The organism is Spongiibacter nanhainus (assembly GCF_016132545.1).
GTDB lineage: Bacteria > Pseudomonadota > Gammaproteobacteria > Pseudomonadales > Spongiibacteraceae > Spongiibacter > Spongiibacter nanhainus.
Map to the genome: position 1 here is coordinate 1,835,623 of NZ_CP066167.1, position 23,417 is coordinate 1,859,039.

Here is a 23,417-nt window from a genome sequence, read left to right on the forward strand (position 1 = left end):
TGCGAATTATGTGGCCAGACCGCCTTATCGGGCGGTCTACATTCGACGTCGCTCCTCTTGCTATTAGGTGGACAGGAATGCAGAAAGAATCTATGGAGCTTTTATGGAAAAGCTCCCACATATCCGGTGGCAATGCAGCCTACGTCGAAGCGCTGTATGAAACCTTTCTCTCAGATCCCAACGCCGTTCCCGAAGAATGGCGAGATTATTTCCAGCAACTCCCTCGGGCCAACGATACGGCCATTAGCGATATTCCCCACTCACCCATCCGCGATCACTTTGCCCAGCTAGCCAAGGCACCGGTGCGTGCGATTAATGGTGGTGGCAGCAGCGAGGTCAGTGCCCACGAACGCAAGCAGGTACGGGTTATTCAGCTGGTCAGTGCCTACCGTCAACGCGGCCACCAGGAAGCGCAGATCGATCCGCTGGGTTTGTGGGAGCGGCATCGGGTGCCCGATCTCGAGTTGCAATATCACCAGCTCAGTGAGGCGGACTTCGACACCACCTTTCAGACCGGCAGCCTCTATATTGGCAAGGATCAAGCGACCCTGCGGGAAATCTACCAGGCGGTTCGGGATACCTATTGCCGCAGCGTTGGCGCTGAGTTTATGCACATCGTCGATACCCGGGAGCGGGCCTGGATTCAGCAGCGCATGGAAGGGGTGCGCTCCAAGCCGGACTACGGCCTGGAAGCGCGTACCCACTTGCTGGAGAGACTGACCGCAGCGGAAGGCCTGGAAAAATCTCTAGGCTCTAAATATCCGGGCACCAAGCGCTTTGGCCTCGAAGGTGGTGAAAGCCTGATACCGATGATGGACGCGATGATCCAGCGCTCGGGTAGCTACGGTGCCAAAGAGATGGTGATCGGCATGGCCCACCGGGGCCGCCTGAATATGCTGGTCAATATCCTTGGTAAAAACCCCTCGGAACTGTTTGACGAATTCGAAGGTAAGGTGACCTACCAGGGCTCTGCCGATGTTAAATATCACCAGGGCTTCTCTTCCAATGTAATGACCTCTGGGGGCGAAGTTCACCTGGCCTTGGCCTTTAACCCGTCCCACCTGGAAATCGTGTCTCCGGTAGTTGAGGGGTCGGTGCGGGCCCGCCAGGACCGCCGGAACGATCCGGAGGGCAACACGGTTGTGCCCATCGTACTCCACGGTGATGCGGCCTTTGCCGGTCAGGGCGTGGTGATGGAAACCTTCCAGATGTCCCAGACCCGGGCCTACAAAACCGGCGGGACCATCCACGTGGTGATCAATAACCAGGTCGGTTTTACCACCAGCCTGCAGGAAGATGCCCGTTCCACGGAATATTGCACTGACGTAGCGAAGATGGTCCAGGCGCCAATCTTCCACGTCAATGGTGACGACCCCGAGGCAGTACTGTTCGTCTCCCAGCTGGCGGCAGATTTCCGTCAGGAATTTAAGAAAGACGTGGTAATTGATTTGGTGTGCTACCGCCGTCGCGGCCACAACGAGGCCGACGAGCCCTCGGGCACCCAGCCGCTGATGTACCGCAAAATCAGCAAGCACAAAACCACTCGCGATCTCTACGTCAACCATCTGGTGGAAGAGGGTGTTATCGACAAGGCCTTTGCCGATCAGATGGCTGCGGAATACCGCCAGGCCCTGGATGACGGCCAGCACGTGGCCAAGAGCTTGGTGAAGCAGCCCAATACGGCGTTGTTTGTCGACTGGACCCCCTATCTGGGGCATGCCTGGGACGTACCCGGGGACACCTCGATGGATGCCAAAGTGCTCAAGGATGTGGCGGCATCCATGAACCAGATTCCCGAGGGGGTCAGCGTTCAGCGCCAGGTTGCCAAGATTTACGAAGACCGTCGCAAGATGGCCGCGGGTGCCATGCCGGTCAACTGGGGCTTTGCTGAAACCTTGGCCTACGGCACGCTGCTTAAAGCGGGTCACCCTGTGCGCATCACTGGCCAGGATGTAGGACGCGGCACGTTCTCTCACCGCCACGCGGTGCTGCACAATCAAAACGATGGCAGTCGCTACGTACCGCTACAGAATGTCGCTGAAGATCAGGCGCCGTTTGCGATCTATGATTCGCTGTTGTCGGAAGAGGCCGTATTGGCGTTTGAATACGGCTATGCGACCACCCAGCCCAATTACCTGGTGATTTGGGAAGCCCAGTTTGGTGACTTTGCCAATGGTGCCCAGGTGGTGGTGGACCAGTTTATCAGCAGTGGAGAATTGAAGTGGGGCCGACTCTGTGGGCTTACCATGCTGTTGCCCCATGGCTATGAAGGGCAGGGGCCCGAGCACTCCTCGGCGCGTTTGGAGCGTTTCCTTCAATTGTGTGCCGAGCACAACATTCAGGTGTGTGTGCCCTCGACGCCGGCACAGGTCTACCACATGCTGCGGCGCCAGGTAATTCGACCACTGCGCCGCCCGCTGGTGGTGATGTCGCCCAAGAGTCTGCTGCGTCACAAAGAAGCGGTGTCTACGCTGGAAGAGCTCAGCGATGGCCAATTCCACAGTGTGCTGGATGAAACCGATGACATCGATAAGAGCAAGGTCACCCGGCTGATCCTGTGTAGCGGCAAGGTCTACTACGACCTCCGCGAAGCTCGCCGGGAGCACGGCAAGGATTCCATCGCCATCGTCAGGCTGGAGCAGCTTTATCCCTTCCCCTATGACGATCTGCGTGCGGTGATTGCCCAGTACCCCAATCTCAAGAAAGTGGTTTGGTGTCAGGAAGAACCCCGTAACCAGGGCGCCTGGTACAACAGCCGGCACCGGATGGCGCGGGTTATTCGCAGCTTCAAACCCGAGAAGAATTTATTGCTAGGCTATGAAGGGCGGGAGCCCTCTGCATCGCCGGCGGCGGGCTATACCGCCCTGCACGTCGAACAGCAGAAAAAATTCATCGCCCAGGCCCTAAAACTGTAACGCTGAGAGGCTGGTCGATGTCATCGACCGGCTCGGTGACCGATCTCGACTAGTAAACGATCTCGACTAGTAAATAGGTCCAATACAGAAATACCAAATAAGCGTGCAGAATCACTGAACATTTCGTCGCATTGAGCACTACAGGAAAACACATGAGCACCGAAATCAAAGCGCCAACCTTTCCGGAATCCGTAGCGGACGGCTCCGTCGCCACCTGGCACAAGCAGGTTGGTGAGGCGGTAACCCGAGACGAGCCGCTGGTGGATATCGAAACAGACAAAGTGGTATTGGAAGTTGTGGCACCCGCCGATGGCGTGCTTAAGGAAATTCTTAAGCAAGAGGGCGATACGGTGCTTAGTGATGAGCCGGTTGCCCTTTTTGAAGAGGGTGCCGCAGCGTCTGCTTCAGCTCCTGCAAGCAGTGATGACGCTGCGGAGGCCGAGCCTGCGCCCAAAGCGAGCGCTGATCTGAAAATTTCTCCTGCCGCCCGCAAGATGGCCGAGGAAAAGGGCATCGATCCCCAGACCCTCACCGGCACGGGTAAGGGGGGATTGATTACCAAAGAAGACGTCGCCAAGGCCGACGCGCCGGCGGCGAAGCCGGCACCCGCTGCAGCGCCGGCACCCGCCGCCGAGGTTGATGTGCCAGCCGGCGAGCGGGTCGAAAAGCGCGTACCCATGACACGTTTGCGCAAGCGTATTGCCGAGCGCCTGCTGGATGCCAGCCAGGGCACGGCCATGTTGACCACCTTCAACGAGGTCAACATGAAGCCGATGATGGATATGCGCAAACAGTACAAAGACTTGTTCGAGAAGACCCACAACGGCACCCGTTTGGGCTTTATGGGCTTGTTTGTGAAGGCGGCCTGTGAGGCCTTGAAGCGTTTTCCGGCCGTGAATGCCTCCATCGATGGTGACGACATCGTCTACCACGGCTATCAGGATGTAGGCGTTGCGGTGTCCACCGACAAAGGCTTGGTAGTGCCTATCCTGCGGGATGCCGATACCATGAGCCTGGCCAAAATCGAAGACAAAGTCCGTGACTACGGTCTGCGCGCCCGGGACGGCAAGCTGGGCATTGAAGAAATGACCGGTGGTACCTTTACCATCACCAACGGCGGCGTGTTCGGCTCACTGTTGTCCACACCGATCCTGAATCCGCCGCAAACGGCGATTCTCGGCATGCACAAAATTCAGGAGCGCCCCATGGCCGTCAATGGCCAGGTGGAGATTCTGCCCATGATGTACCTGGCGCTGTCCTACGATCACCGCCTTATCGACGGTAAGGATGCGGTGCAGTTCCTGGTAACTATTAAAGACCTCATCGAAGATCCGGCGCGAATCCTGCTCGAAGTCTAGGGCAATGCCAGTAGGGTCGAGAGTACTGACCCGAGATATGAGGTCGCGGTACCCCGGTGCCGCAAAGCGAATGATTGAGGAAGAGGTTTTATGGCGAAATACGATGTTGTAGTAATTGGCTCCGGTCCCGCGGGATACCACGCGGCCATTCGGGCGGCGCAGCTGGGTTTTAGCACTGCCTGTATTGAAGGGGACAAAAACAAAGCCGACAAGCCCTCATTCGGCGGCACCTGCCTGAACGTAGGCTGTATTCCCTCCAAGGCTCTGCTGGATACCAGCTACAAGTACCATGAGGCAAAAGAGGGCTTCGCTGCCCACGGTATCACCGCCAAGGGCGTTGAGATCGATGTGCCGGCGATGATTAAGCGCAAAGATCAGGTCGTTGCACAGTTGACTGGCGGCATCGGCGGCTTGTTCAAGGCCAACGGCGTCACCGCCATTGAAGGCGTGGGCAAGTTGCTCGCCGGCAAGAAAGTTGAAGTGACCAAGGCCGACGGCAGTGTCGAGACCCTAGAAGCGGAAAACGTGGTCATCGCCGCTGGCTCGCAACCGGTGGATATTCCCCCGGCACCGGTGGATCAAAATCTGATTGTCGACTCGACAGGCGCACTGGACTTCGACTCTGTGCCCAAGCGCCTAGGTGTCATTGGTGCCGGCGTCATTGGCCTGGAGCTGGGCAGCGTGTGGTCGCGGCTGGGCAGTGAAGTGGTGGTGATCGAAGCACTGCCAGACTTTTTGCCCATGGTGGACAAACAGATCGGTAAAGAGGCTGCCAAGGTCTTTAAAAAGCAGGGGCTGGATATCCGCCTGGGGTGTCGAGTCACCGGCTCCAAAACCACCAAGACAAAAGTCACCATTACCTACAACGATGGTGAGAACGACGTCGAAGAGACCTTCGATAAAGTGATCGTGGCGGTGGGGCGCAAACCCCGCAGCACGAACCTCTTGTCCGAGGATTGCGGTGTCAACCTGGATGAGCGTGGCTTTATCTTCGTCGACGACCATTGCGCTACCGATGTCTCCGGCGTCTACGCCGTGGGCGACATCGTGCGTGGCCCGATGCTGGCCCACAAGGGCATGGAAGAGGGCGTCATGGTCGCCGAGCGCATTGCCGGCCAGAAACCCAGCGTTAACTACGACTTGGTTCCCAGCGTGATTTACACCCATCCAGAGGTGGCCTGGGTCGGTCAAAATGAAGAGCAGCTCAAGTCTGAGCGCATCCCCTACGAAGTGGGCGTGTTCCCCTTCGTTGCCAGTGGCCGCGCTCTGGCTGCCAACGATTCGGGCGGTATGGTCAAAATCATTGCCCACGCCGAGACCGATCGCGTGCTGGGCTGCCACATTATTGGCGCCAGCGCAGCTGACCTGCTTCAAGAAGTGGCTATTGCCATGGAATTTGGGGCCAGCTCCGAAGATATCGGCATGATTATGTTCGGTCACCCCACGCTTTCAGAAGGTGTGAAAGAAGCGGCTCTCGCCCTGCGCGGTCACGCCATTCACATCCCCAACCGCAAAAAGCGGTAACAGATTTGCGGTGGGCCGCCAAATTCGGGAAAATACGGTCCCGAATTTTGCGGCCTACCGCAATGTGCAAAGGGAGCGGGACATTCACTGACAGGGATCACCCCGCTTAACACTTCCACAGACCAAAATGGTAAATCCAACATGAACCTTCACGAGTACCAGGGCAAACAGCTGTTTGCTGAATACGGGCTGCCTGTATCTAAAGGCTATGCCTGTGATACCCCGGAAGAGGCCGCAGAAGCGGCGGCGAAGATCGGCGGCGACAAATGGGTGGTAAAAGCCCAGGTTCACGCCGGCGGCCGCGGTAAAGCGGGTGGTGTTAAGCTGGTTAGCAGCACCGACGAGATCAAAGCCTTTGCCGAGCAGTGGCTGGGCAAAAACCTGGTGACCTATCAGACAGATGAAAACGGTCAGCCGGTTTCTAAAATTCTGGTGGAGTCCTGCACCGATATCGATCAGGAACTCTACCTGGGCGCGGTTGTTGACCGCTCCACCCGTCGCATCGTTTTCATGGCCTCCACCGAAGGCGGCGTTGAAATCGAGAAAGTAGCGGAAGAGACTCCCGAGAAAATTCTCAAGGCCACCGTTGACCCGCTGACGGGTGCGCAGCCTTACCAAGGCCGCGAGCTGGCGTTTAAACTGGGCCTGAACGGTACTCAGGTTAAGCAGTTTGTTAATATTTTCATGGGCTTAGCCAAGCTTTTTGAAGAAAAAGATCTGGCGCTGCTGGAAATTAACCCGCTGGTTATCACCGAAGAAGGCAATCTGCACTGCTTGGATGCCAAAGTCGTTATCGACGGCAATGCCACCTATCGCCACAAAGACCTGCAAGCCATGCAGGATCCCTCACAGGAAGACGAGCGCGAAGCCCGCGCCGCTGAGTGGGACCTGAACTACGTGGCGCTGACCGGCAACATCGGTTGCATGGTCAACGGTGCAGGCCTGGCCATGGGTACTATGGATATCGTATCCCTCCACGGCGGTTTCCCCGCCAACTTCCTGGACGTAGGTGGCGGCGCGACCAAAGAGCGTGTTACCGAAGCGTTCAAGATCATTCTTGAAGACAGCAACGTGAAAGCGGTTCTGGTCAACATTTTCGGCGGCATCGTGCGCTGTGACCTGATCGCCGAAGGGATCATTGGTGCCGTTAAAGAAGTTGGCGTCAACGTTCCTGTTGTCGTACGCCTGGAAGGCAACAATGCCGAGCTGGGTTCTAAACTGCTGTCTGAGTCCGGTCTCGACATCATTGCAGCAACCAGTCTGACCGACGCAGCCCAACAGGCTGTTAAAGCAGCGGAGGGTAAATAATGGCTATTCTGATCAATAAAGACACCAAGGTTATCTGTCAGGGCTTCACTGGCGGCCAGGGTACCTTCCACTCCGAGCAGGCGATTGCCTACGGTACGCAAATGGTTGGCGGTGTAACCCCAGGCAAAGGCGGCACTGAGCACCTGGGTCTGCCGGTTTTCAACACGGTTAGCGAAGCGGTAGAAAAGACTGGCGCAGAAGCCTCTGTGATATACGTACCGGCACCGTTCTGTAAAGACTCCATCCTGGAAGCGGCCAACGCCGGCATCAAACTGATCGTCTGCATCACTGAGCACATTCCCGTTATGGACATGCTGCAGTGCAAAGTGAAATGTGACGAACTGGGTGTGCGCCTGATTGGTCCTAACTGCCCCGGCGTGATCACCCCAGGCGAGTGCAAGATCGGCATCATGCCCGGTCACATCCATTTGCCCGGCAAAGTGGGCATCGTGTCCCGCTCCGGTACTCTGACCTACGAAGCGGTCAAGCAAACCACTGATTACGGCTTCGGCCAGTCCACCTGTGTGGGCATTGGTGGTGACCCGATCCCGGGTTCTAACTTCATCGACATTCTGGCGCTGTTCGAGAAAGATCCCGCGACAGAAGCCATCGTCATGATCGGTGAGATCGGCGGTACCGCCGAGGAAGAGGCCGCTGCCTACATCAAGGAGCACGTCACTAAGCCGGTTGTGTCTTACATTGCGGGTGTGACTGCGCCTCCTGGCAAGCGCATGGGCCACGCCGGTGCGATCATCTCTGGTGGTAAAGGCACCGCCGACGAGAAATTTGCCGCCCTCCAGGATGCCGGTGTGAAAACCGTGCGTTCACTGGCGCAAATCGGCGACGGCCTGAAGGAAGTGACCGGCTGGTAAGCCCAGCGGACACGACTTCATTAGTCAAAAAAGGCAGCTTCGGCTGCCTTTTTTTATGCCTGCTCTTTGACGCTTGGGCAGTCGCTTTCCTCTAAAAAATGAACTATGATTCATTTTATTGTTGTTCAGGTGTTCACAGACGATGGCTTATCGTGAGACCCAACAGGTACTGGATCGCAAGCAGGCGCGGCATCAGAGCTTGTTGCGCAGCGCCGAGGCCCTGGTTCGAGACGGGGGCTTTGCGGCCTTAACCATGCAGGCGGTGGCGAATAGCTCCGGCATGGCAGTGGGGACGGTATACCGCTATTTCCCTAACAAAGAAGCGCTGGCTGCAGCGGTCTTCCAGTCGGCGACCGAGCGAGAGGTGGCGGCGGTGGAAGAAGCACTGGGTCGCCGGGCTCCACCTGCCGAGCGCTTGGCCGATGCCGTGCGCAATTTTGCCGAGCGCGCCTTTGCCGCCCCGGAGTTTGCCTGGGCGCTGATCGCCGAGCCCGTTGATTCGTCTGTCGACCGGGCCCGTTTGCGTTATCGGCAGCGTTATACCGAATTGTTTGCGGCGGTCATCGACGAGGGTGTTCGCGCCGGGCAGTTCGTCAGCCGCTACCCAAGTTTTGCCGCCGCCGCCCTGGTGGGTGCCATGGCCGAGAGCCTATTGGGCCCGCTGAAGCATCCCGAGCAACCCCAATTATTGATTGCCGAGCTAGAGAGCCTGTGCCTTCGGGCGCTCGGACACTCTAAGCTCGACTGAACGTTCTCGAATAGCAGGAGGAGAGCAGCCATGGCACTTAGCGACCAAGATATTGAAAACACGGCCACACACGAGGTCTTTAATCAGGCAACGGCGCTGGAAAACTTCAACATGTTTGACGCCGATATCGCCTTGCAGGAAGCGGTGAAAAGTCATGGCGGTTGGGCGGCTCAGCCGCGTCTGCGCACCTACGGGGAACGCTGTGGTAAGGCGGAAACTCTAGCCTTGGGCGCCGATGCCAATGACTTCCACCCCCAGTTCAACAGCCACGATCGCTTTGGCCATCGAGTCGATGAGGTCCGTTTTCACCCGGCTTACCATCAACTCATGCAGATGGCCCTGCAGGAGGGCATCCACTCCTTGCCCTGGGTACAGCCAGGAAATGGCGCTAATGTGGTTCGCGCCGCCTACAGCTACATGCAAAGCCAGGTGGAAGCCGGTCACGGATGCCCCTTGACCATGACCTTTGCCTCAGTGCCGACCCTTAAGCTCACGCCGTCGGTGGCGGAGCAGTGGTTGCCCAGGGTGCTGAACAATGACTACGAGCCCGATAACAAGCCCTGGTATGAAAAGTCGTCATTGACCATTGGTATGGGCATGACCGAAAAACAGGGCGGTTCGGACGTGCGGGCTAATACCTCGGTGGCCCGGGGAAGAGGCGCCAGAGGGCCGGGAGAGCTCTACGAGATCACTGGCCACAAATGGTTTTTGTCGGCACCAATGTGCGATGGCTTTTTGATGCTGGCCCAGGCGGAAGGGGGGCTGAGTTGCTTTCTGGTGCCCCGCTGGCGATTGGATGGCCGCAAAAACAGCCTGTTTGTTCAACGTCTCAAAGACAAAATGGGCAATCGCTCCAACGCCTCCTCTGAGGTGGAATTGCGCAACGCCGAAGCCTGGATGGTGGGGGAAGAGGGCCGGGGTGTGCCCGCGATTATCGAAATGGTGGCCTTGACCCGTTTTGATTGCATGGTGGGGTCCTCAGGAGGGCAGCGCTACGCGGTGGCCCAGGCCTGTCATCACGCCCGTCAGCGTCACGCCTTCGGTAAAGCGCTGATCGATCAGCCGCTGATGCGCAATGTGCTGGCTGACTTGCAACTTGAAGTTGAGGGCTCTCTGGCGATCACCATGCGCATGGCCGCCGCTCTGGATCAGCGTGACAATGCCGAGGAGCAACTGCTGCTGCGCCTCGGCAGCGCGGTGGGCAAATTCTGGATCTGCAAGCGCACTCCGGGCCATGCCTACGAGGCCATGGAGTGCCTGGGCGGCAACGGTGTTATTGAGAACTGCCCGATGCCGCGGCTTTACCGGGAGGCGCCCATCAATGCCATCTGGGAAGGCTCCGGGAATATCCAGGCCTTGGATGTGCTGCGAGCTCTGTCGAAAACCCCTGAAGTGCTGGAGCGCTGGTTTGCTGAAATCGCCATCAGTCGCGGCGATGACCCTGGGCTGGACCGCGCCGTCGAACAGTTAAAAGGCGCATTTGCCAATCCCGGCACCCTGGAATTCCGTGCCCGTCGCTGGGTATCGCAGCTTTCGCTGTGCTTTCAGTCCGCCATGTTGCTACAGCACGGCGCGCCGAAAGTGGCCGAGGCTTTTATCGCCAGCCGTCTTAGCGAACCCCATGGCGTTTACGGTTGTCTGCCAGATTCTGCTGACTGCGCCGCCATCGTCGACCGTATCCTCAACTGAGCCCGTCGTTTGGGGGCAGTGGTGCTTGAAATATTCGCCGCTGCCCCCATCTCCCTATCCGTAACAGAGTCGCCGCCGGCAGGGCGGAGACTATCTCAGCAACAAAACGGGTAGGAACCATGTCCACAGCAGAAAAAGAAACCTTAGGCTTTCAAACCGAAGCCAAGCAGCTCCTGCAATTGATGATCCATTCGATGTACAGCAACAAGGAGATCTTTCTCCGGGAGCTGGTATCGAATGCCTCTGACGCCGCCGACAAACTGCGCTTTGAAGCCCTGAAGGATGACACGCTGTTTGAGGATGATCCCAACATCAGGGTGCGAGTTACGGTCGACAAGGACGCCGGCACACTGACCATTGCCGATAACGGTATTGGCATGTCCCGGGACGAAGTGATCAATAACCTGGGCACCATCGCCCGTTCCGGCACGGCCGAGTTCCTGAAGAACCTCAGCGGCGACAGCAAAAAAGACTCCCAGCTGATCGGCCAGTTTGGCGTGGGTTTCTATTCCGCCTTTATCGTCGCCGACAAAGTGGAAGTCTTCACCCGCCGGGCTGGCGCGCCCGCTGACCAAGGTGTGCATTGGACCTCAACCGGCGAGAGCGACTTTACCGTTGAAGACTGCCAGCGCGATGCCCGGGGTACCGAAGTGGTGCTGCACCTGCGTGACGACGATAAAGAGTTTGCCGACGATTGGCGTATACGCAGCATCATTAAAAAATACTCTGACCACATCAGTATTCCGGTAGAGATGCAGAAACCGGCATCGCCGAGCAATGATGAGGAAGACAAGCAGGAAGAGGCCGCCCCCGAGTTTGAAGCGGTCAATTCCGCCACCGCGCTGTGGACTCGCCCCCGCACCGAGGTTAGCGACGACGAGTATAAAGAGTTCTACAAGCACATCAGCCACGATTTCAGTGAACCGCTGACCTGGAGTCACAACAAGGTTGAAGGCAAGCTGGAGTACACCTCGCTGCTTTATCTGCCCGCGACACCGCCGATGGATATGTGGAACCGCGACGCCGCTCGCGGCCTGAAGCTCTACGTACAGCGTACCTTTATCATGGACGAAGCGGAGCAGTTTCTGCCGCTTTACCTGCGCTTCGTCAAAGGGGTGGTGGATTCCAATGACCTGTCCCTGAATGTATCCCGGGAAATTCTCCAGCAAGACCCGGCAGTGGATGCCATGAAATCCGCGCTGACCAAACGGGTGTTGGATATGCTGTCCAAGCTGGCCAAGAACGACAGCGAAAAATACCAGACTTTCTGGAAGGCCTTTGGCCAGGTGCTCAAAGAAGGGCCGGCGGAAGACTTTAGCAACAAAGAGAAAATCGCCAAGTTGCTGCGTTTTGCCACTTCAGTGGATGACAAGGCAGAGCAGACCCACTCACTGGAAGACTACGTGGGCCGCATGAAAGAGGGCCAAACCAAGATCTACTACGTGGTGGGCGAGAATCACAAAACCGCTGCCAACAGTCCTCACCTGGAAGTGTTCCGCAAGAAGGGTATCGAAGTCTTGTTGCTCTCCGACCGGGTCGACGACTGGTTGATGAACCACTTGGGCGAGTTTGATGGCAAACAACTCCAGGATGTGGGGCGCGGCCAACTCGACCTCGGCGAGCTGGAAGATGAAGAGGACAAGAAGGCCAAAGAAGAACTGGCCGAAGAGCACAAAGACCTGGTGGAGCGCGTCACCAAGGCGTTGGGCGAGCGTGTCGAAGAAGTACGCGTCACCAGCCGCCTGACCAGTTCTCCGGCCTGTCTGGTGGTGGGAGAGCACGATATGGGCGCGCAAATGCGCCGCATTCTGGAAGCCGCCGGCCAAGCTCTGCCAGAGAGCAAGCCCATTTTTGAGCTCAATCCTGAACACCCGCTGGTGCAAAAGCTGGATAAGGAGCCAGACGAGGACCGCTTTGCCGATCTCGCCGACATTCTCTTTAACCAGGCTCACCTTGCCGAAGGGGCGCAGCTGGATAATCCCGCTGACTATGTGCACAAGCTCAACAAGCTGTTGCTTGAGCTCAGTGCCTAACGCGCTAACCTATGTAAAGGCGGCTTAGGCCGCCTTTTTTATTGGGGTTTGATAGACTCCTGTTAATAGCCTGCTGAGGGAAACCCATGTCGCAACAACATCGCGTCGCCGTGATCGGCGGCGGCAGCTTTGGCACAGCCATCGCCAATATCGTCGCCGATAACGGTTATCCCGTGTGCCTGTGGATGCGCAACACTGACCGGGTCGAAGAGGTCAACAGCAATCACAGCAATCAGGATTACCTGCCGGATATCCCCCTGAACCCGGCCTTGCGGGCCAGTGCCGATCTGGCTGAGGCGGTCTCGGGTTGCGATGTGGTGTTTGTATCCGTGCCCAGCAAATCCTGCCGGGAAGTGGCGAAGCAGCTGTCTCCACTGATTGCCGCTGGAACCATGCTGATCAGCACCACCAAGGGCATTGAGAGCGATAGCAATCAGTTAATGAGTGAGGTGCTGCGGGAAGAGATTCCCCAGGCTCGCATCGGCGTAATGAGCGGCCCCAATCTGGCCAAGGAGCTGGCGGCTCGGAGTATTACCGGTACGGTCATTGCCAGTGAGGATGAGGATCTGAACGCCACTATTCAGGATCTGTTGCAGTGCGGTTACTTTCGGGTCTACGCCGGCAACGATATCTATGGAGTAGAATTGGCGGGGGCCCTGAAGAACGTCTATGCCATTGTCGCGGGGCTCGCCGCCGCTCTTGACGTCGGATATAACACCATCAGTATGCTGATCACCCGCAGCTTGGCGGAGATGAGCCGCTACGCCGTAACCAAAGGCGCCGATCCACTGACCTTCTTAGGCTTGGCCGGGGTAGGGGATTTGTTTGCCACCTGTACCTCGCCGCTCAGCCGCAACTACCGCGTGGGCTATGCCTTGGGCGAGGGTAAGAATCTTGACGAGGTAGTGGCTGAGCTGGGGCAAGTGGCGGAGGGTGTTAACACCCTAAAGCTGCTTAAGAAACAATCTGAAGAGCTGGGCATTTACATGCCGCTGGTGAACGGTTTATACGACATTATCTACAACGGTCGCAGCATCGACGAGGTCATCGGCAACATGATGTGGGCGGAACAAAATCGCGATGTCGCTTTTTCCTTAAAGGCCTGAGCAGGATATATGGAAATTCTTTTATTGCGCCACGGCCAGGCGTCCTGGCAGGCCAAAACGGACATGGAACGAGAGCTCACGCCTCGTGGTGAGAGCGAGGTGGCCGGCGCTGCCCAGTGGCTTGCTGAAAGCGGCTGGAGACCTGACCAAATCTGGGTCAGTCCCTATCGCCGGGCCCAGCAGACCGCTGCCATCATCAACCGCGACTGGCAGCTACCCCAACGGGCCAAGGCCAGTTTGACACCGGACAGTGAACTGGACGAGCTGGAAGCCATGATGGCCACCTTTAAAGGCGAGCGCCTGATGCTGATTGGCCACAATCCGCTGTTGACCAATGCCATCGCCCGTTGGCAGGGCGACAGTCAACGCTATTGGGGGCTGGAGACAGCCAGTATGGCACTGCTGGAAGGCGAGGTGTTTGCCGCGGGTTGTGGCAATTTACAGTGGCTGCGTCACTTCCCCAATTACGACCACAACGGTCGCTGAGGCGATAGCGATCGTGGCTCGGGATCTGCGTTTTACCGTCGACGGTTTGTCCATTGCCGCCCGCCTGCACGGTGAAAGCGGAATACCCGCCATCGCCGTTCACGGCTGGCTGGATAATGCCGCCAGTTTTGAGGCGCTGGGCGAGGGCCTGATCGGCCATGTTCAACTCCTGGCACCCGATCTGTCCGGGCACGGCTTAAGTGAGCACAAGCCGGCCTCCGGTAGCTACGCTATCTGGGATGACCTGCGCAGCATTGTGGCTATTGCCGACCTTATGGATTGGCCTAGGTTTGCGCTGATCGGTCACTCCCGGGGAGCGATGATGTCCACTTTGCTGGCGGCATCCCTGCCGGAGAGAATCAGCCACCTGGTGTGTATCGACGGCCTCGTGTCGGAGGGTGTGCCGGACGCCGATGTTGGCAAGCAGATGGGCAAGTACCTGCGGGACTACGCCAGCGCGCCCTCCAAAACGGCCTCCTACGCCAGCCTGGAGGACGCCATAGCCGCGCGCTGCCGAGCCATGCCCATGCTCCCGGAGTCGGCCCGGCGTATAGTCGAGCGCGGCACCCTTAAGGGGGAGGATGGTCGTTACCGCTGGCGCAGTGATCGCCGCCTGCCCATGGCTTCACCGGTCAAGTTCACCGACGCCCAGTGGCGCGCTCTGGTGGAAGGCGTGACCTGCCCTGGTCTAATGGTGTTGGCCGAGCAAGGCTTTGGCCCGCGTCTCGCCACTATGCTGGATGGCTATCAGCACAATCTCAGCATATTTTCTGTTGCCGGGGGTCACCATTTGCATATGGACGAGGGCGCGGCGGCAATCAGCGAGGCGATCCGGGCGTTTTTGCAGCAGTGACATATCGGACCGGTCTGCGGATTGGGGTACACTGCGCCCCCAACAGCTAACGGATAGGGCGCCACCAGTGGATCAGCAACAACTCTGTCAACAATTGCATACCCTTCGAGACTTTGTGCGCTGGGGTATGAGCGAATTCGCCCGGGGCGGTTTGTTTTTTGGTCACGGCACCGACAACGCCTATGACGAAGCTCTGCGACTGGTCCTGCATGCCGCCGACATCCCCATCGACTCGCCGCCGCACCTGCTGGATGCCCGCCTTTGCAATAGCGAAAAAACCGCAGTGCTGGCCCTGTTTCAACGCCGCATTGCCGAGCGTGTGCCCGCCGCCTACCTGACTCATGAAGCGTGGTTCTGCGACCTGTCTTTCTATGTGGATGAGCGGGTGTTGGTGCCGCGTTCGCCGATAGCCGAGCTGATCGAAAATGGGTTTGAACCCTGGCTGAGCGGTATTGAGCCAGGGCGGATTCTGGACCTTTGCACCGGCTCCGGCTGTATAGGGATTGCCTGCGCCTATGCCTTCCCCGATGCCGAGGTGGATCTGGCAGATATCTCCCGGGATGCGCTGAACGTGGCGGATATCAATATTGCCCGCCACGAATTGCAGGGCAGGGTGACAAGCCGGCTCGCCGACGTCTTTGAGGGTTTGGACGGCCATTATGACCTCATCGTCTCTAACCCGCCCTACGTAGACGAAGAAGATCTGGCCAGTATGCCGGAAGAGTACCGCCGGGAACCGGCCCTGGGGCTGGCGGCAGGGGCCGACGGCTTGGATATTGCCCATCGCATCTTGGCGGGAGCGGCTGAGCACCTTAACCCCGGCGGCGTCCTGGTGGTGGAAGTGGGCAACAGCGGGCCGGCATTGGATGCCGCCTATCCGCAGTTGCCGCTCACCTGGCTGGAATTTGAGCGGGGCGGTCACGGTGTGTTTGTGTTGAGCCGAGAGCAGCTGCTGGAATCGCTCTGACGGCGACCACGCTTTGCCGTATAATCCGCCCTCAGCTTTTATCCCGTGTTTTTGATCAGGAACCACTATGTCAGGCAATAGCATCGGCAAATTGTTTACCGTGACCACCTTTGGCGAAAGTCACGGCCCAGCCCTGGGCGCCATTGTCGACGGTTGCCCTCCGGGTATCGAGCTGGATACTGCCGATCTGCAAAAAGACCTGGACCGCCGCAAGCCGGGTACCTCTCGCTATACCACCCAGCGCCGGGAGGCCGACGAGGTGAAAATTCTCTCCGGCGTGTTTGAAGGCAAAACCACCGGCACTTCAATCGGACTGGTGATTGAAAACCAGGATCAGCGCTCCAAGGATTACAGCAAGATTAAAGACCGTTTTCGGCCCATGCACGCCGATTATAGCTACCAGCAAAAGTACGGTACCCGTGACTACCGTGGCGGCGGTCGGTCCTCGGCCCGGGAAACGGCGATGCGGGTGGCCGCTGGCGCCATTGCCAAGAAATTCCTCGCCGCCCAGGGTATTAGCATTCGCGGATGCCTGACTCAACTGGGTCCCATTGCGGTGGAGAATGTCGATTGGTCGCTGGTGGAAAGCAATCCTTTCTTTTGCCCCGACGCCGATTGTATTCCCCAGATGGAAGAGTACATGCAGAAGCTGCGCAAAGATGGTGACTCCATCGGTGCCAAGCTGATGGTGGTGGCCAGCGGCATGCCGCCGGGCCTGGGCGAGCCAGTATTCGACCGCCTGGATGCGGATATCGCCCATGCGCTGATGGGCATCAATGCGGTAAAAGGCGTGGAAATTGGCGCCGGCTTCGAGGCTGTCACTGCCCGCGGTAGCGAACACCGGGATGAACTGACCCCCGAGGGCTTTACGTCAAACAACGCCGGCGGCGTGCTGGGGGGCATCTCCAGCGGCCAGGACCTGGTGGCCCACCTGGCCTTAAAGCCGACCTCCAGCATTCTAATTCCCGGCAAGACCATTAATATGGAAGGCGAGCCGGTGGATGTGATCACCACCGGTCGTCACGACCCCTGTGTGGGCATTCGCGCGGTGCCCATTGCCGAGGCTATGGTCGCCATTGTGCTGATGGATCACTGGTTGCGTCACCGCGCTCAAAACGCCCAGGTTAGCTCCGCCACCCCCATCATACCTGGGTCGGATTAATCCGATTTTATGATTGCAGGGGTTCCTTACTGGCGGTTGTCGTCCTTTTATTTTTTCTACTTTGCCTTACTAGGCACATGGTTGCCTTATTGGGCCCTGTATCTAAAAGACCTCGGTTTTTCTTCCACCCAAATCGGCGTGCTGTCGGCGGTGGTGATGGTTACCAAAGTCGTGGCGCCCAACATCTGGGGTTGGTTGGCAGATCATTACCACTGCAGAACCCGAATTATTAGGCTGGGGGCCTTTATGGCCACCATTGCCTTTGCCGGTGTGTATTTGGGAGATCACTTCTGGTGGTTGGCGGCAGTGGTGGCGGCCTATAGCTTTTTCTGGAACGCGGTACTGTCTCAATTTGATGTGTTGACCTTGTCCCACCTGCAGGGGCGCTACGGTCGCTACTCTCTGATCCGGGTATGGGGATCGGTGGGCTTTATCGTGGCGGTGTTGGGAGTCGGGGCCTGGCTGGATCGCCACCCCATTGTCCACCTGTTGTATATGATCAGCCTGTTGTTGACGGGTATCTGGTTGGCCAGTTTGTTGGTGGCTGAGCGACCCCGGGAGTCCGGTAGCCACGAGCGGCCGGCACGGGGTTCACTTCGGGCAATACTGCTGCGGCCGGCTGTCATCGCGTTTTTTGCCATGACCTTTCTGCTGCAGTTTTCCCACGGCCCTTATTACACTTTCTTCAGTATTTATCTGGAGAGCTTTTCCTACAGCAAATCCATAATCGGGGTGTTGTGGTCCCTGGGGGTGGTGGCAGAGGTGCTGATTTTTTTGGTGATGCATCGTTTGCTGGCGCGTTTCAGCCTCCGCCAGATATTGCTGTGGAGCCTGGCGCTAACGGCGCTGCGCTGGTTGATGATTGGCTTGGTGGCCCAGTCGACACTGCTGCTGGTGGTCGCGCAGTGTTTACACGCCGCCAGCTTTGGCAGCAGTCACGCTGCGGCGGTGGAGGTGATTCGGCAGTGGTTCCCCCGGCATCACGGCCAGGGTATGGCCTTGTACAGCGGCCTGAGTTTTGGCGCTGGGGGTGCCGCCGGGGCCCTATTCAGTGGGGTGGCCTGGGATTGGAGCCCGCTGTGGTGTTTTGTGATTGCCGCGTTGGCCGGTGGTCTTGGCTGGCTGGTCACCTGGTTGTATTTTGACAATCCCGATGGCGAGAGCGGTGAAGAGCTTGGAACGATCAGTCAACAACGTTAGATTGGCGCGTATCGCATTGCCGGGTTAAGAGTGAGGTGGAAATTACCATGGCACAGGCTTCCGTGGTCTACGGGTGTATTACCGATATGCTGTTCGTCGGCGGCCCCAGGGGCTTGGATGACGGCGAGTTGCAAGCGCGTCGGCAGCAAAACTATCAGGCCACTCAGGCACTGCCCTCGGTGGAGGACTGGCCGCTGTTGTGCCGGGAAATGTTTTCCCAGCCGCTCTCTGCGGTGGACTTTGGCGATGGCCAGACCGATGTGATTCACTTCGGTAGTTCTTATAAAGCCATTGAGCACGAGTGGGACAACTGGATTCGCCAATTCGAGGATTTGCTCCACGATATGTACTGGGTCTCCGCCACCGTACATCTTCAGACCGCGCTCAACGGTAGCCATACCTTCGTCTGGCACTGCGACGAGGATTTTCACGCTCCCGGTCAGGGTGGTGGTCGCCTGCGTTGTGAATGGCTTCGAGAAGATGCCTTGAGTTGATTTCTGTCCCGCCGGGCAAATAAGCAGGAGTGAGTACCCCGTGATGTCCCATCCCGTGCTTCAGCGCATTAAACGCTACCGAACCCCGGTACTGTCAGTGGTGGCCACTGTGTTGCTGGTGACCTCGGCGGTCTATAGCTTTGATGTGCCCTGGCAGGACATGATGACCTACCTGGCAGTGTGTGTGGCCGGGGTGCTGGTCATCGCCTGTGCAGCAGGCTTGTTGGTGACCGTGATCAAACTGTTACGGCGCTGATCGACTGGTCGCGACGAGCGCGGCTAAAGAGGCCGGGAATCCAGGTCAATCTCGATGTTCAGTGCCTCGGCGATGGCATCCAAGGCTTCTTCCAGGTTGCCCAGTTCGCCCTCGGCGGGAAGATCGATAGCAACGCTGGCTTCAAACAGCGGTTCCCCGGTCATTGGCGCGCTGGAGATATTGGAACTCATCTCAGTCACGTTGATATCCCGCTGCAACAGGGCCCGGCTCACCTCCCGGACAATGCCGGGGCGATCGTTGCCGATAAGCTTGAGAAAGGCGGATTGTCGGGCAGGACGGCTATCCGCCGCAGCTTCATCCGCGGCAAAGCTGACCTGCAGTCCCTGTTGCGCCAAAGCCTCCAGGGCAGTGCGCAGTGTCGGCACTTGCTGCTGGGGCAACTGCACCCGGGCAATACCGGCAAATTGCCCGGCCAGTTCGATCATGCGGCTCTCCTGCCAGCTGCCCCCGTGCTGGGCTATGGCTTCGGCAACGCATTCCACCAGGCCGGGGCGGTCGGCGCCAATAAAGGTAAAAACCAGAGATGTATTCACTTCGCCACCTTGAAATCGTTATTGATGGCGCAAGTGTATGTCCAGACGATCGCGAATGCCACGTTGCTGGAATGGCTGTACCATGACGGATTGATGGTGATCTCACACCAGTCGCGATCGAGACAACGAAAAGGAGTGGTGGACGATGAAAGTACACGTTGATTTTTGCGTCATCCCCATCGGCACTGATGTCTCACTGACGCCGTATATTGCAGAGTGCCAGCGGATTTTTACCGCTATGGGCCTGTCGCCGGTACTACACGCCTACGGCACTAACCTGGAAGGTGAGTGGGATACAGTGATGGATGCGGTGAAGCGCTGCCATGCCCGCCTGCACGAAATGGGCGCGCCGCGCTTGAGCAGTACCCTCAAACTCGGCACCCGGGTAGACCGGGATCAAGGGCTGGCGGACAAAGTGGAAAGCGTCCAGCAGGCACTGGACAGTAGTGGTAACAAGGCCTAACGACGAGACTATGAGCGATTATTTGGAAATCCCTTGGCAAAAACTCAGCCCCGACGCCTTTGAGGGCATGCTGGAAGAATTGGTGAGCCGCGATGGCACCGACTACGGTGAGCAGGAGGTGGGCTTTGAGGACAAAGTCGCCCAACTGCGCTTAGCGCTGGAAGAGGGGCGAGCTTTTATCGCCTTTGATCCCGAGTCGGAAAGCTGGGCGGTATTGCCGAGACAATAGCCTTGTAATTCGCGCTTCCCCGCGCAAAATAGAGCCTCCAGAAACAAGATCACAGCCCTATGTCCCAGACCTGCGACCACACACTCGATACCAGCGGCCTGTTTTGTCCTGAGCCGGTGATGATGCTCCATAACAAAATTCGCGACATGGCGTTGGGAGAGGTACTGGAGATAATCGCTACCGACCCCGCCACTACCCGGGACATTCCCAAGTTCTGCAACTTTCTTGGCCACGAACTGATTGAGCAGTCCGAAAGCGACGATATCTACCGCTATCTGGTCCGCAAGGCGTAATTGGACAGCCCTGACCCGCTGACTGGCTGCGGGTGGGCTCCCAAGCTATTTCAGGTTTTAATCAACTGACTGATCGCCCTTGCCGCCATCACGCCGCCGGCCTTGATCTGGTTGGCGATGTGATACTGGAAGAAGTAGCGAAAGCCAGGGTGTTCTCGCACTGGATACAGGCAGTCATCCCGCGACAGCACCGGCGTTTGGGTGGCCCGGTCCATATCCGCCACCATGGCATCCATGTTGCCGAGCTCATCCAGGCGCCAACTGACCACCGGTTCCAGCGCAAACTCCTGCTGTTGTTCAATCAACAGTGCGGCGTGGCTGCCGATATTGTCGGGGATTTCCTGCACCACTGCGCCGGCAATGCCTTTGCTGCTGGGCGGTAATACCTCGGACAGGGCATCCAGTGCGGCAACATGCTGAATGGGTGGCTGATCAAAGCGGGCCTCGGAGTGGGGGTCGTAGTAGCCCATCGCCTGGCCGCTGTCGGGGTTGTCCAGGTCGATACAGCGGGATACGCCGTTGAGCCAGGGCACCAAGGCGACCGTATCGCCATTGGCCAGGCGGGCCCAGCAGAGGATTTTAATGGCAAATAACTTGTCCCTGGAGAGGACGTGGTGGGCATACAGCAGACAGGTACCGCTGTATTCTGGAGAGAGTCGAAGTACGCGCCGTTCGTCCTTGCGGGAGGGACGGCTGGGAAAGGGGAGAATCTTCGCAGTCGAAGACCGGCCGGACTTACGTGGAGCCATACACAGTTCCTCACGTAGCGGGCGGGCCACCGCAGCGGGACGACTCTTGCCGGCGGGCAGAGCCGGTACTGCGATATCCCTTTCTGGTAAAATACCGCTTTATTTCACCAATTGCCAAGTGTTTTGTGAGTAGTCAGTTTTACTTTGCCTACGGCTCTAATATGAACCCGGCGCGGATGCAGGCTCGGGAGCTGCATTTTCGCTCGGCTCACCGCGCCCATTTGCCCGGCTATGAGCTGTGTTTTAACAAGCAGTCCCACAGCCGGCCGGAGGTGGCCTACGCCAACATCCGCCCCGCCAGTGGTGCCGTGGTGGAGGGCGTGCTCTACCAGCTTGCCGATACCGCCGCGGTAGCGGGTATGGACGTCTACGAGGGCACCCCAGTGCGCTATAGCCGCGAGTGCGTGCATGTATGGTGTGATAATCGTCCGGTGCCCGCGTGGGTCTATATGGCCAATCCAGCCTATATCAACAACAGCCTATTGCCAGAGGAGCGCTACCTGGCACACCTGCTGGCCGGCGAAGCGTTTTTGTCCCCTGGGTATCTGGCCAGGCTGCGCGCCCAAGCCGCCAGCCCTTCGCCAGACAGCGATACGACCTACGATAGCAATGACGGCTTGCGTTTCAATGTCTGAGTCGGTCTTCGCTACACGGGACATTGTCGATATTGCGCTCGATAGCGAGATTTCAGCGGTATTTAACCGCTGTTTCGGTGCCGATTACCGAACCTGCCTTGTCGGTGGGGCGGATGAACCCCTCTACCAGCCCGGCCGGTGCCTTGCTGAAAAACACCAGATAGTCTATCGCCATGACTATCCCCGCAGCGCCCTTCACGAGGCCGCGCACTGGTGTATTGCCGGTTCGAGCCGACGATTACAGGTGGACTACGGATATTGGTACCAGCCTGACGGGCGTGATCAGCAGGCTCAGCGCTTGTTTGAGCAGGTAGAGGCGCGTCCCCAGGCGATCGAGTGGTTTTTCTGCCAGGCAGTGGGCTTGGCGTTCCAGGTCAGTATCGACAACCTCAGTGGCGAGCCGGTCGACGCCTTTCCCTTCCGTTTGGCGGTATGGCAACAGGCCCGGCGTTTTCTCGCTGAGGGGCTGCCGCCCCGGGCTCAGGTTTTTTACCTTGCGTTGAGGGAGCACTTTCGCGGCGAGGGCGCAAATACCATGGATTTTGATCTCAGGTCGCTGGTGCTGTGACTTCCCATACCGCAAGCCCAGAGCAGGATGGCGATAATCGCTTCTACGGCCTCGACGCGTCGATTTATATTTTTCGGGCTTATTTTGCTCGCCCGATCACTTTTATCAGCCCCGAAGGCTATCCCCTCAATGCGGTGGAGGGCTTTGCCCAGACACTGCTGTCACTACTTGCCGAGGTACAACCCCGCTATCTGGTAGTGGCCTTTGACGAGAGCCTCGGCCAGGGGTTTCGGGAGCAGCTCTATCCCCACTACAAATCCCGGCGAGCACTCCCAGACGAGGCGCTGGCCTTTCAACTCCTCGCTTGTCGGCGCATGGCCGAAGTGCTTGGCTTGAGCTGCCTCAGTGATAGCCACTACGAGGCCGACGACCTGCTGGCTACCGCGGCGAGGGCGGCCCGAGAGGCGAAGCGAGCCGTGACCATCATCACCCGAGACAAAGATCTGGCGCAAATACTGGAGGCCGACACGGATCAGCTCTGGGACATAGGCACCCGAGGGCAAGCGCCGCAGTCTCGTCGACAATGGGAGTCCCACTACGGCGTGTGTTGCGGGCGCTTGGCAGATTACCTGGCAGTGTGCGGCGATAGCGTAGATGATATTCCCGGTATACCGGGTGTAGGGGAAAAGACGTCAAGGCAAATTTTTAAAAAATACAGAAGCCTAGAAGATATATATAACAATCTGGATGATGTAAGTTCGCTGCCGGTTCGGGGGGCTGCCAGCCTGGCGGCCAAGTTTGCGGCCCACCGCGAGGAGGTGTTTCTCTACCGGCAACTGACCCGCCTACGGGATACTGTGGCTGTACCGGCGGAATGTGCCGTTGGCGCTTACACAGGCAGTGATGCCCTGGGGTTTTCAGATTTGGCGCGGGAATTGGGATTTTCTAGAAGGTGGATCGACGGTTTGTTAACTCGCTATTCCGGGGTCTTTCGGTGAGTGAAAAGGCGATGAAG

24 protein-coding genes are annotated in these 23,417 nt (G+C 58.1%); 22 read left to right on the forward strand and 2 right to left on the reverse strand.

From position 1 onward, the window contains the following. Positions 1-77 precede the first annotated feature (77 nt). From I6N98_RS08330 to I6N98_RS08405, 16 genes are all read left to right on the forward strand, one after another. Positions 78-2,915, forward strand: a complete 2,838-nt coding sequence (locus I6N98_RS08330) for a 2-oxoglutarate dehydrogenase E1 component (protein WP_198571313.1) — start codon at positions 78-80, stop codon at positions 2,913-2,915. 152 nt (positions 2,916-3,067) lie between these two features. Further along, positions 3,068-4,273, forward strand: a complete 1,206-nt coding sequence (gene odhB, locus I6N98_RS08335) for a 2-oxoglutarate dehydrogenase complex dihydrolipoyllysine-residue succinyltransferase (RefSeq protein ID WP_198571314.1) — start codon at positions 3,068-3,070, stop codon at positions 4,271-4,273. A 90-nt stretch (positions 4,274-4,363) separates the two neighbouring features. Beyond that, positions 4,364-5,797: a dihydrolipoyl dehydrogenase gene (gene lpdA, locus I6N98_RS08340; protein WP_198571315.1), complete on the forward strand. Its 1,434-nt coding sequence runs from the start codon at positions 4,364-4,366 to the stop codon at positions 5,795-5,797. A gap of 141 nt (positions 5,798-5,938) precedes the next feature. Next, positions 5,939-7,105, forward strand: coding sequence for an ADP-forming succinate--CoA ligase subunit beta (gene sucC, locus I6N98_RS08345; RefSeq protein WP_198571316.1), 1,167 nt, complete (start codon positions 5,939-5,941; stop codon positions 7,103-7,105). Then, a complete protein-coding gene (sucD, locus tag I6N98_RS08350) occupies positions 7,105-7,977 on the forward strand; it encodes a succinate--CoA ligase subunit alpha (RefSeq protein ID WP_198571317.1) in 873 nt (290 codons plus the stop codon). The genes sucC and sucD overlap by 1 nt, the downstream gene beginning before the upstream one ends. 142 nt (positions 7,978-8,119) lie before the next feature. Continuing rightward, the gene (locus I6N98_RS08355) at positions 8,120-8,725 is read left to right on the forward strand and encodes a TetR/AcrR family transcriptional regulator (RefSeq protein ID WP_198571318.1); all 606 of its coding nucleotides are present in this window, start codon (positions 8,120-8,122) and stop codon (positions 8,723-8,725) included. Between the two features lie 30 nt (positions 8,726-8,755). After that, entirely contained in the window at positions 8,756-10,414 is a 1,659-nt protein-coding gene (locus tag I6N98_RS08360; protein ID WP_198571319.1) for an acyl-CoA dehydrogenase family protein, read from the forward strand. Between the two features lie 119 nt (positions 10,415-10,533). Then, on the forward strand, positions 10,534-12,447 hold the full coding sequence (gene htpG, locus I6N98_RS08365; RefSeq protein ID WP_198571320.1) for a molecular chaperone HtpG: 1,914 nt from the start codon (positions 10,534-10,536) through the stop codon (positions 12,445-12,447). A gap of 86 nt (positions 12,448-12,533) precedes the next feature. Then, complete coding sequence (locus tag I6N98_RS08370; protein WP_198571321.1) at positions 12,534-13,553, forward strand: NAD(P)H-dependent glycerol-3-phosphate dehydrogenase; 1,020 nt, start codon at positions 12,534-12,536, stop codon at positions 13,551-13,553. 9 nt (positions 13,554-13,562) lie between these two features. Then, a complete protein-coding gene (gene sixA, locus I6N98_RS08375) occupies positions 13,563-14,039 on the forward strand; it encodes a phosphohistidine phosphatase SixA (protein WP_198571322.1) in 477 nt (158 codons plus the stop codon). A 13-nt stretch (positions 14,040-14,052) separates the two neighbouring features. Then, on the forward strand, positions 14,053-14,892 hold the full coding sequence (locus I6N98_RS08380; protein ID WP_198571323.1) for an alpha/beta fold hydrolase: 840 nt from the start codon (positions 14,053-14,055) through the stop codon (positions 14,890-14,892). Positions 14,893-14,959: 67 nt separating this feature from the next. Next, complete coding sequence (prmB, locus tag I6N98_RS08385; RefSeq protein ID WP_420496990.1) at positions 14,960-15,859, forward strand: 50S ribosomal protein L3 N(5)-glutamine methyltransferase; 900 nt, start codon at positions 14,960-14,962, stop codon at positions 15,857-15,859. A 67-nt stretch (positions 15,860-15,926) separates the two neighbouring features. Then, on the forward strand, positions 15,927-17,021 hold the full coding sequence (gene aroC, locus I6N98_RS08390) for a chorismate synthase (protein ID WP_198571325.1): 1,095 nt from the start codon (positions 15,927-15,929) through the stop codon (positions 17,019-17,021). Positions 17,022-17,030: 9 nt separating this feature from the next. Further along, a complete protein-coding gene (locus I6N98_RS08395) occupies positions 17,031-18,221 on the forward strand; it encodes an MFS transporter (RefSeq protein WP_198571326.1) in 1,191 nt (396 codons plus the stop codon). A gap of 47 nt (positions 18,222-18,268) precedes the next feature. Continuing rightward, a complete protein-coding gene (locus I6N98_RS08400; RefSeq protein WP_198571327.1) occupies positions 18,269-18,715 on the forward strand; it encodes a hypothetical protein in 447 nt (148 codons plus the stop codon). 40 nt (positions 18,716-18,755) lie between these two features. Then, on the forward strand, positions 18,756-18,971 hold the full coding sequence (locus I6N98_RS08405) for a hypothetical protein (RefSeq protein WP_198571328.1): 216 nt from the start codon (positions 18,756-18,758) through the stop codon (positions 18,969-18,971). Positions 18,972-18,994: 23 nt separating this feature from the next. On the opposite strand, the gene I6N98_RS08410 is transcribed toward I6N98_RS08405, so the two are convergent. Beyond that, positions 18,995-19,525: a glycine cleavage system transcriptional repressor gene (locus tag I6N98_RS08410; protein ID WP_198571329.1), complete on the reverse strand. Its 531-nt coding sequence runs from the start codon at positions 19,523-19,525 to the stop codon at positions 18,995-18,997. Between the two features lie 145 nt (positions 19,526-19,670). Here I6N98_RS08410 and I6N98_RS08415 point away from each other — a divergent pair, with 145 nt between their 5' ends. From I6N98_RS08415 to tusA, 3 genes are read left to right on the forward strand one after another with little or no spacing between them, the layout of a single operon-like run. Continuing rightward, complete coding sequence (locus I6N98_RS08415) at positions 19,671-19,988, forward strand: MTH1187 family thiamine-binding protein (protein ID WP_198571330.1); 318 nt, start codon at positions 19,671-19,673, stop codon at positions 19,986-19,988. Between the two features lie 10 nt (positions 19,989-19,998). Beyond that, on the forward strand, positions 19,999-20,217 hold the full coding sequence (locus I6N98_RS08420; protein ID WP_198571331.1) for a YheU family protein: 219 nt from the start codon (positions 19,999-20,001) through the stop codon (positions 20,215-20,217). 59 nt (positions 20,218-20,276) lie between these two features. Continuing rightward, a complete protein-coding gene (gene tusA, locus I6N98_RS08425) occupies positions 20,277-20,510 on the forward strand; it encodes a sulfurtransferase TusA (RefSeq protein ID WP_198571332.1) in 234 nt (77 codons plus the stop codon). A 50-nt stretch (positions 20,511-20,560) separates the two neighbouring features. On the opposite strand, the gene I6N98_RS08430 is transcribed toward tusA, so the two are convergent. Continuing rightward, positions 20,561-21,259: a hypothetical protein gene (locus tag I6N98_RS08430; RefSeq protein WP_198571333.1), complete on the reverse strand. Its 699-nt coding sequence runs from the start codon at positions 21,257-21,259 to the stop codon at positions 20,561-20,563. Positions 21,260-21,384: 125 nt separating this feature from the next. Between I6N98_RS08430 and I6N98_RS08435 the strand changes: the two genes are divergently transcribed. The 3 genes from I6N98_RS08435 to I6N98_RS08445 are packed head-to-tail and all read left to right on the forward strand — an operon-like array spanning position 21,385 to position 23,400. After that, a complete protein-coding gene (locus I6N98_RS08435) occupies positions 21,385-21,894 on the forward strand; it encodes a gamma-glutamylcyclotransferase family protein (RefSeq protein WP_198571334.1) in 510 nt (169 codons plus the stop codon). Continuing rightward, on the forward strand, positions 21,887-22,462 hold the full coding sequence (locus tag I6N98_RS08440) for an elongation factor P hydroxylase (RefSeq protein WP_198571335.1): 576 nt from the start codon (positions 21,887-21,889) through the stop codon (positions 22,460-22,462). Before I6N98_RS08435 ends, I6N98_RS08440 begins: the two co-directional genes overlap by 8 nt. Then, the gene (locus I6N98_RS08445; RefSeq protein WP_198571336.1) at positions 22,459-23,400 is read left to right on the forward strand and encodes a 5'-3' exonuclease; all 942 of its coding nucleotides are present in this window, start codon (positions 22,459-22,461) and stop codon (positions 23,398-23,400) included. The genes I6N98_RS08440 and I6N98_RS08445 overlap by 4 nt, the downstream gene beginning before the upstream one ends. The last annotated feature ends 17 nt before the right edge of the window (positions 23,401-23,417 follow it).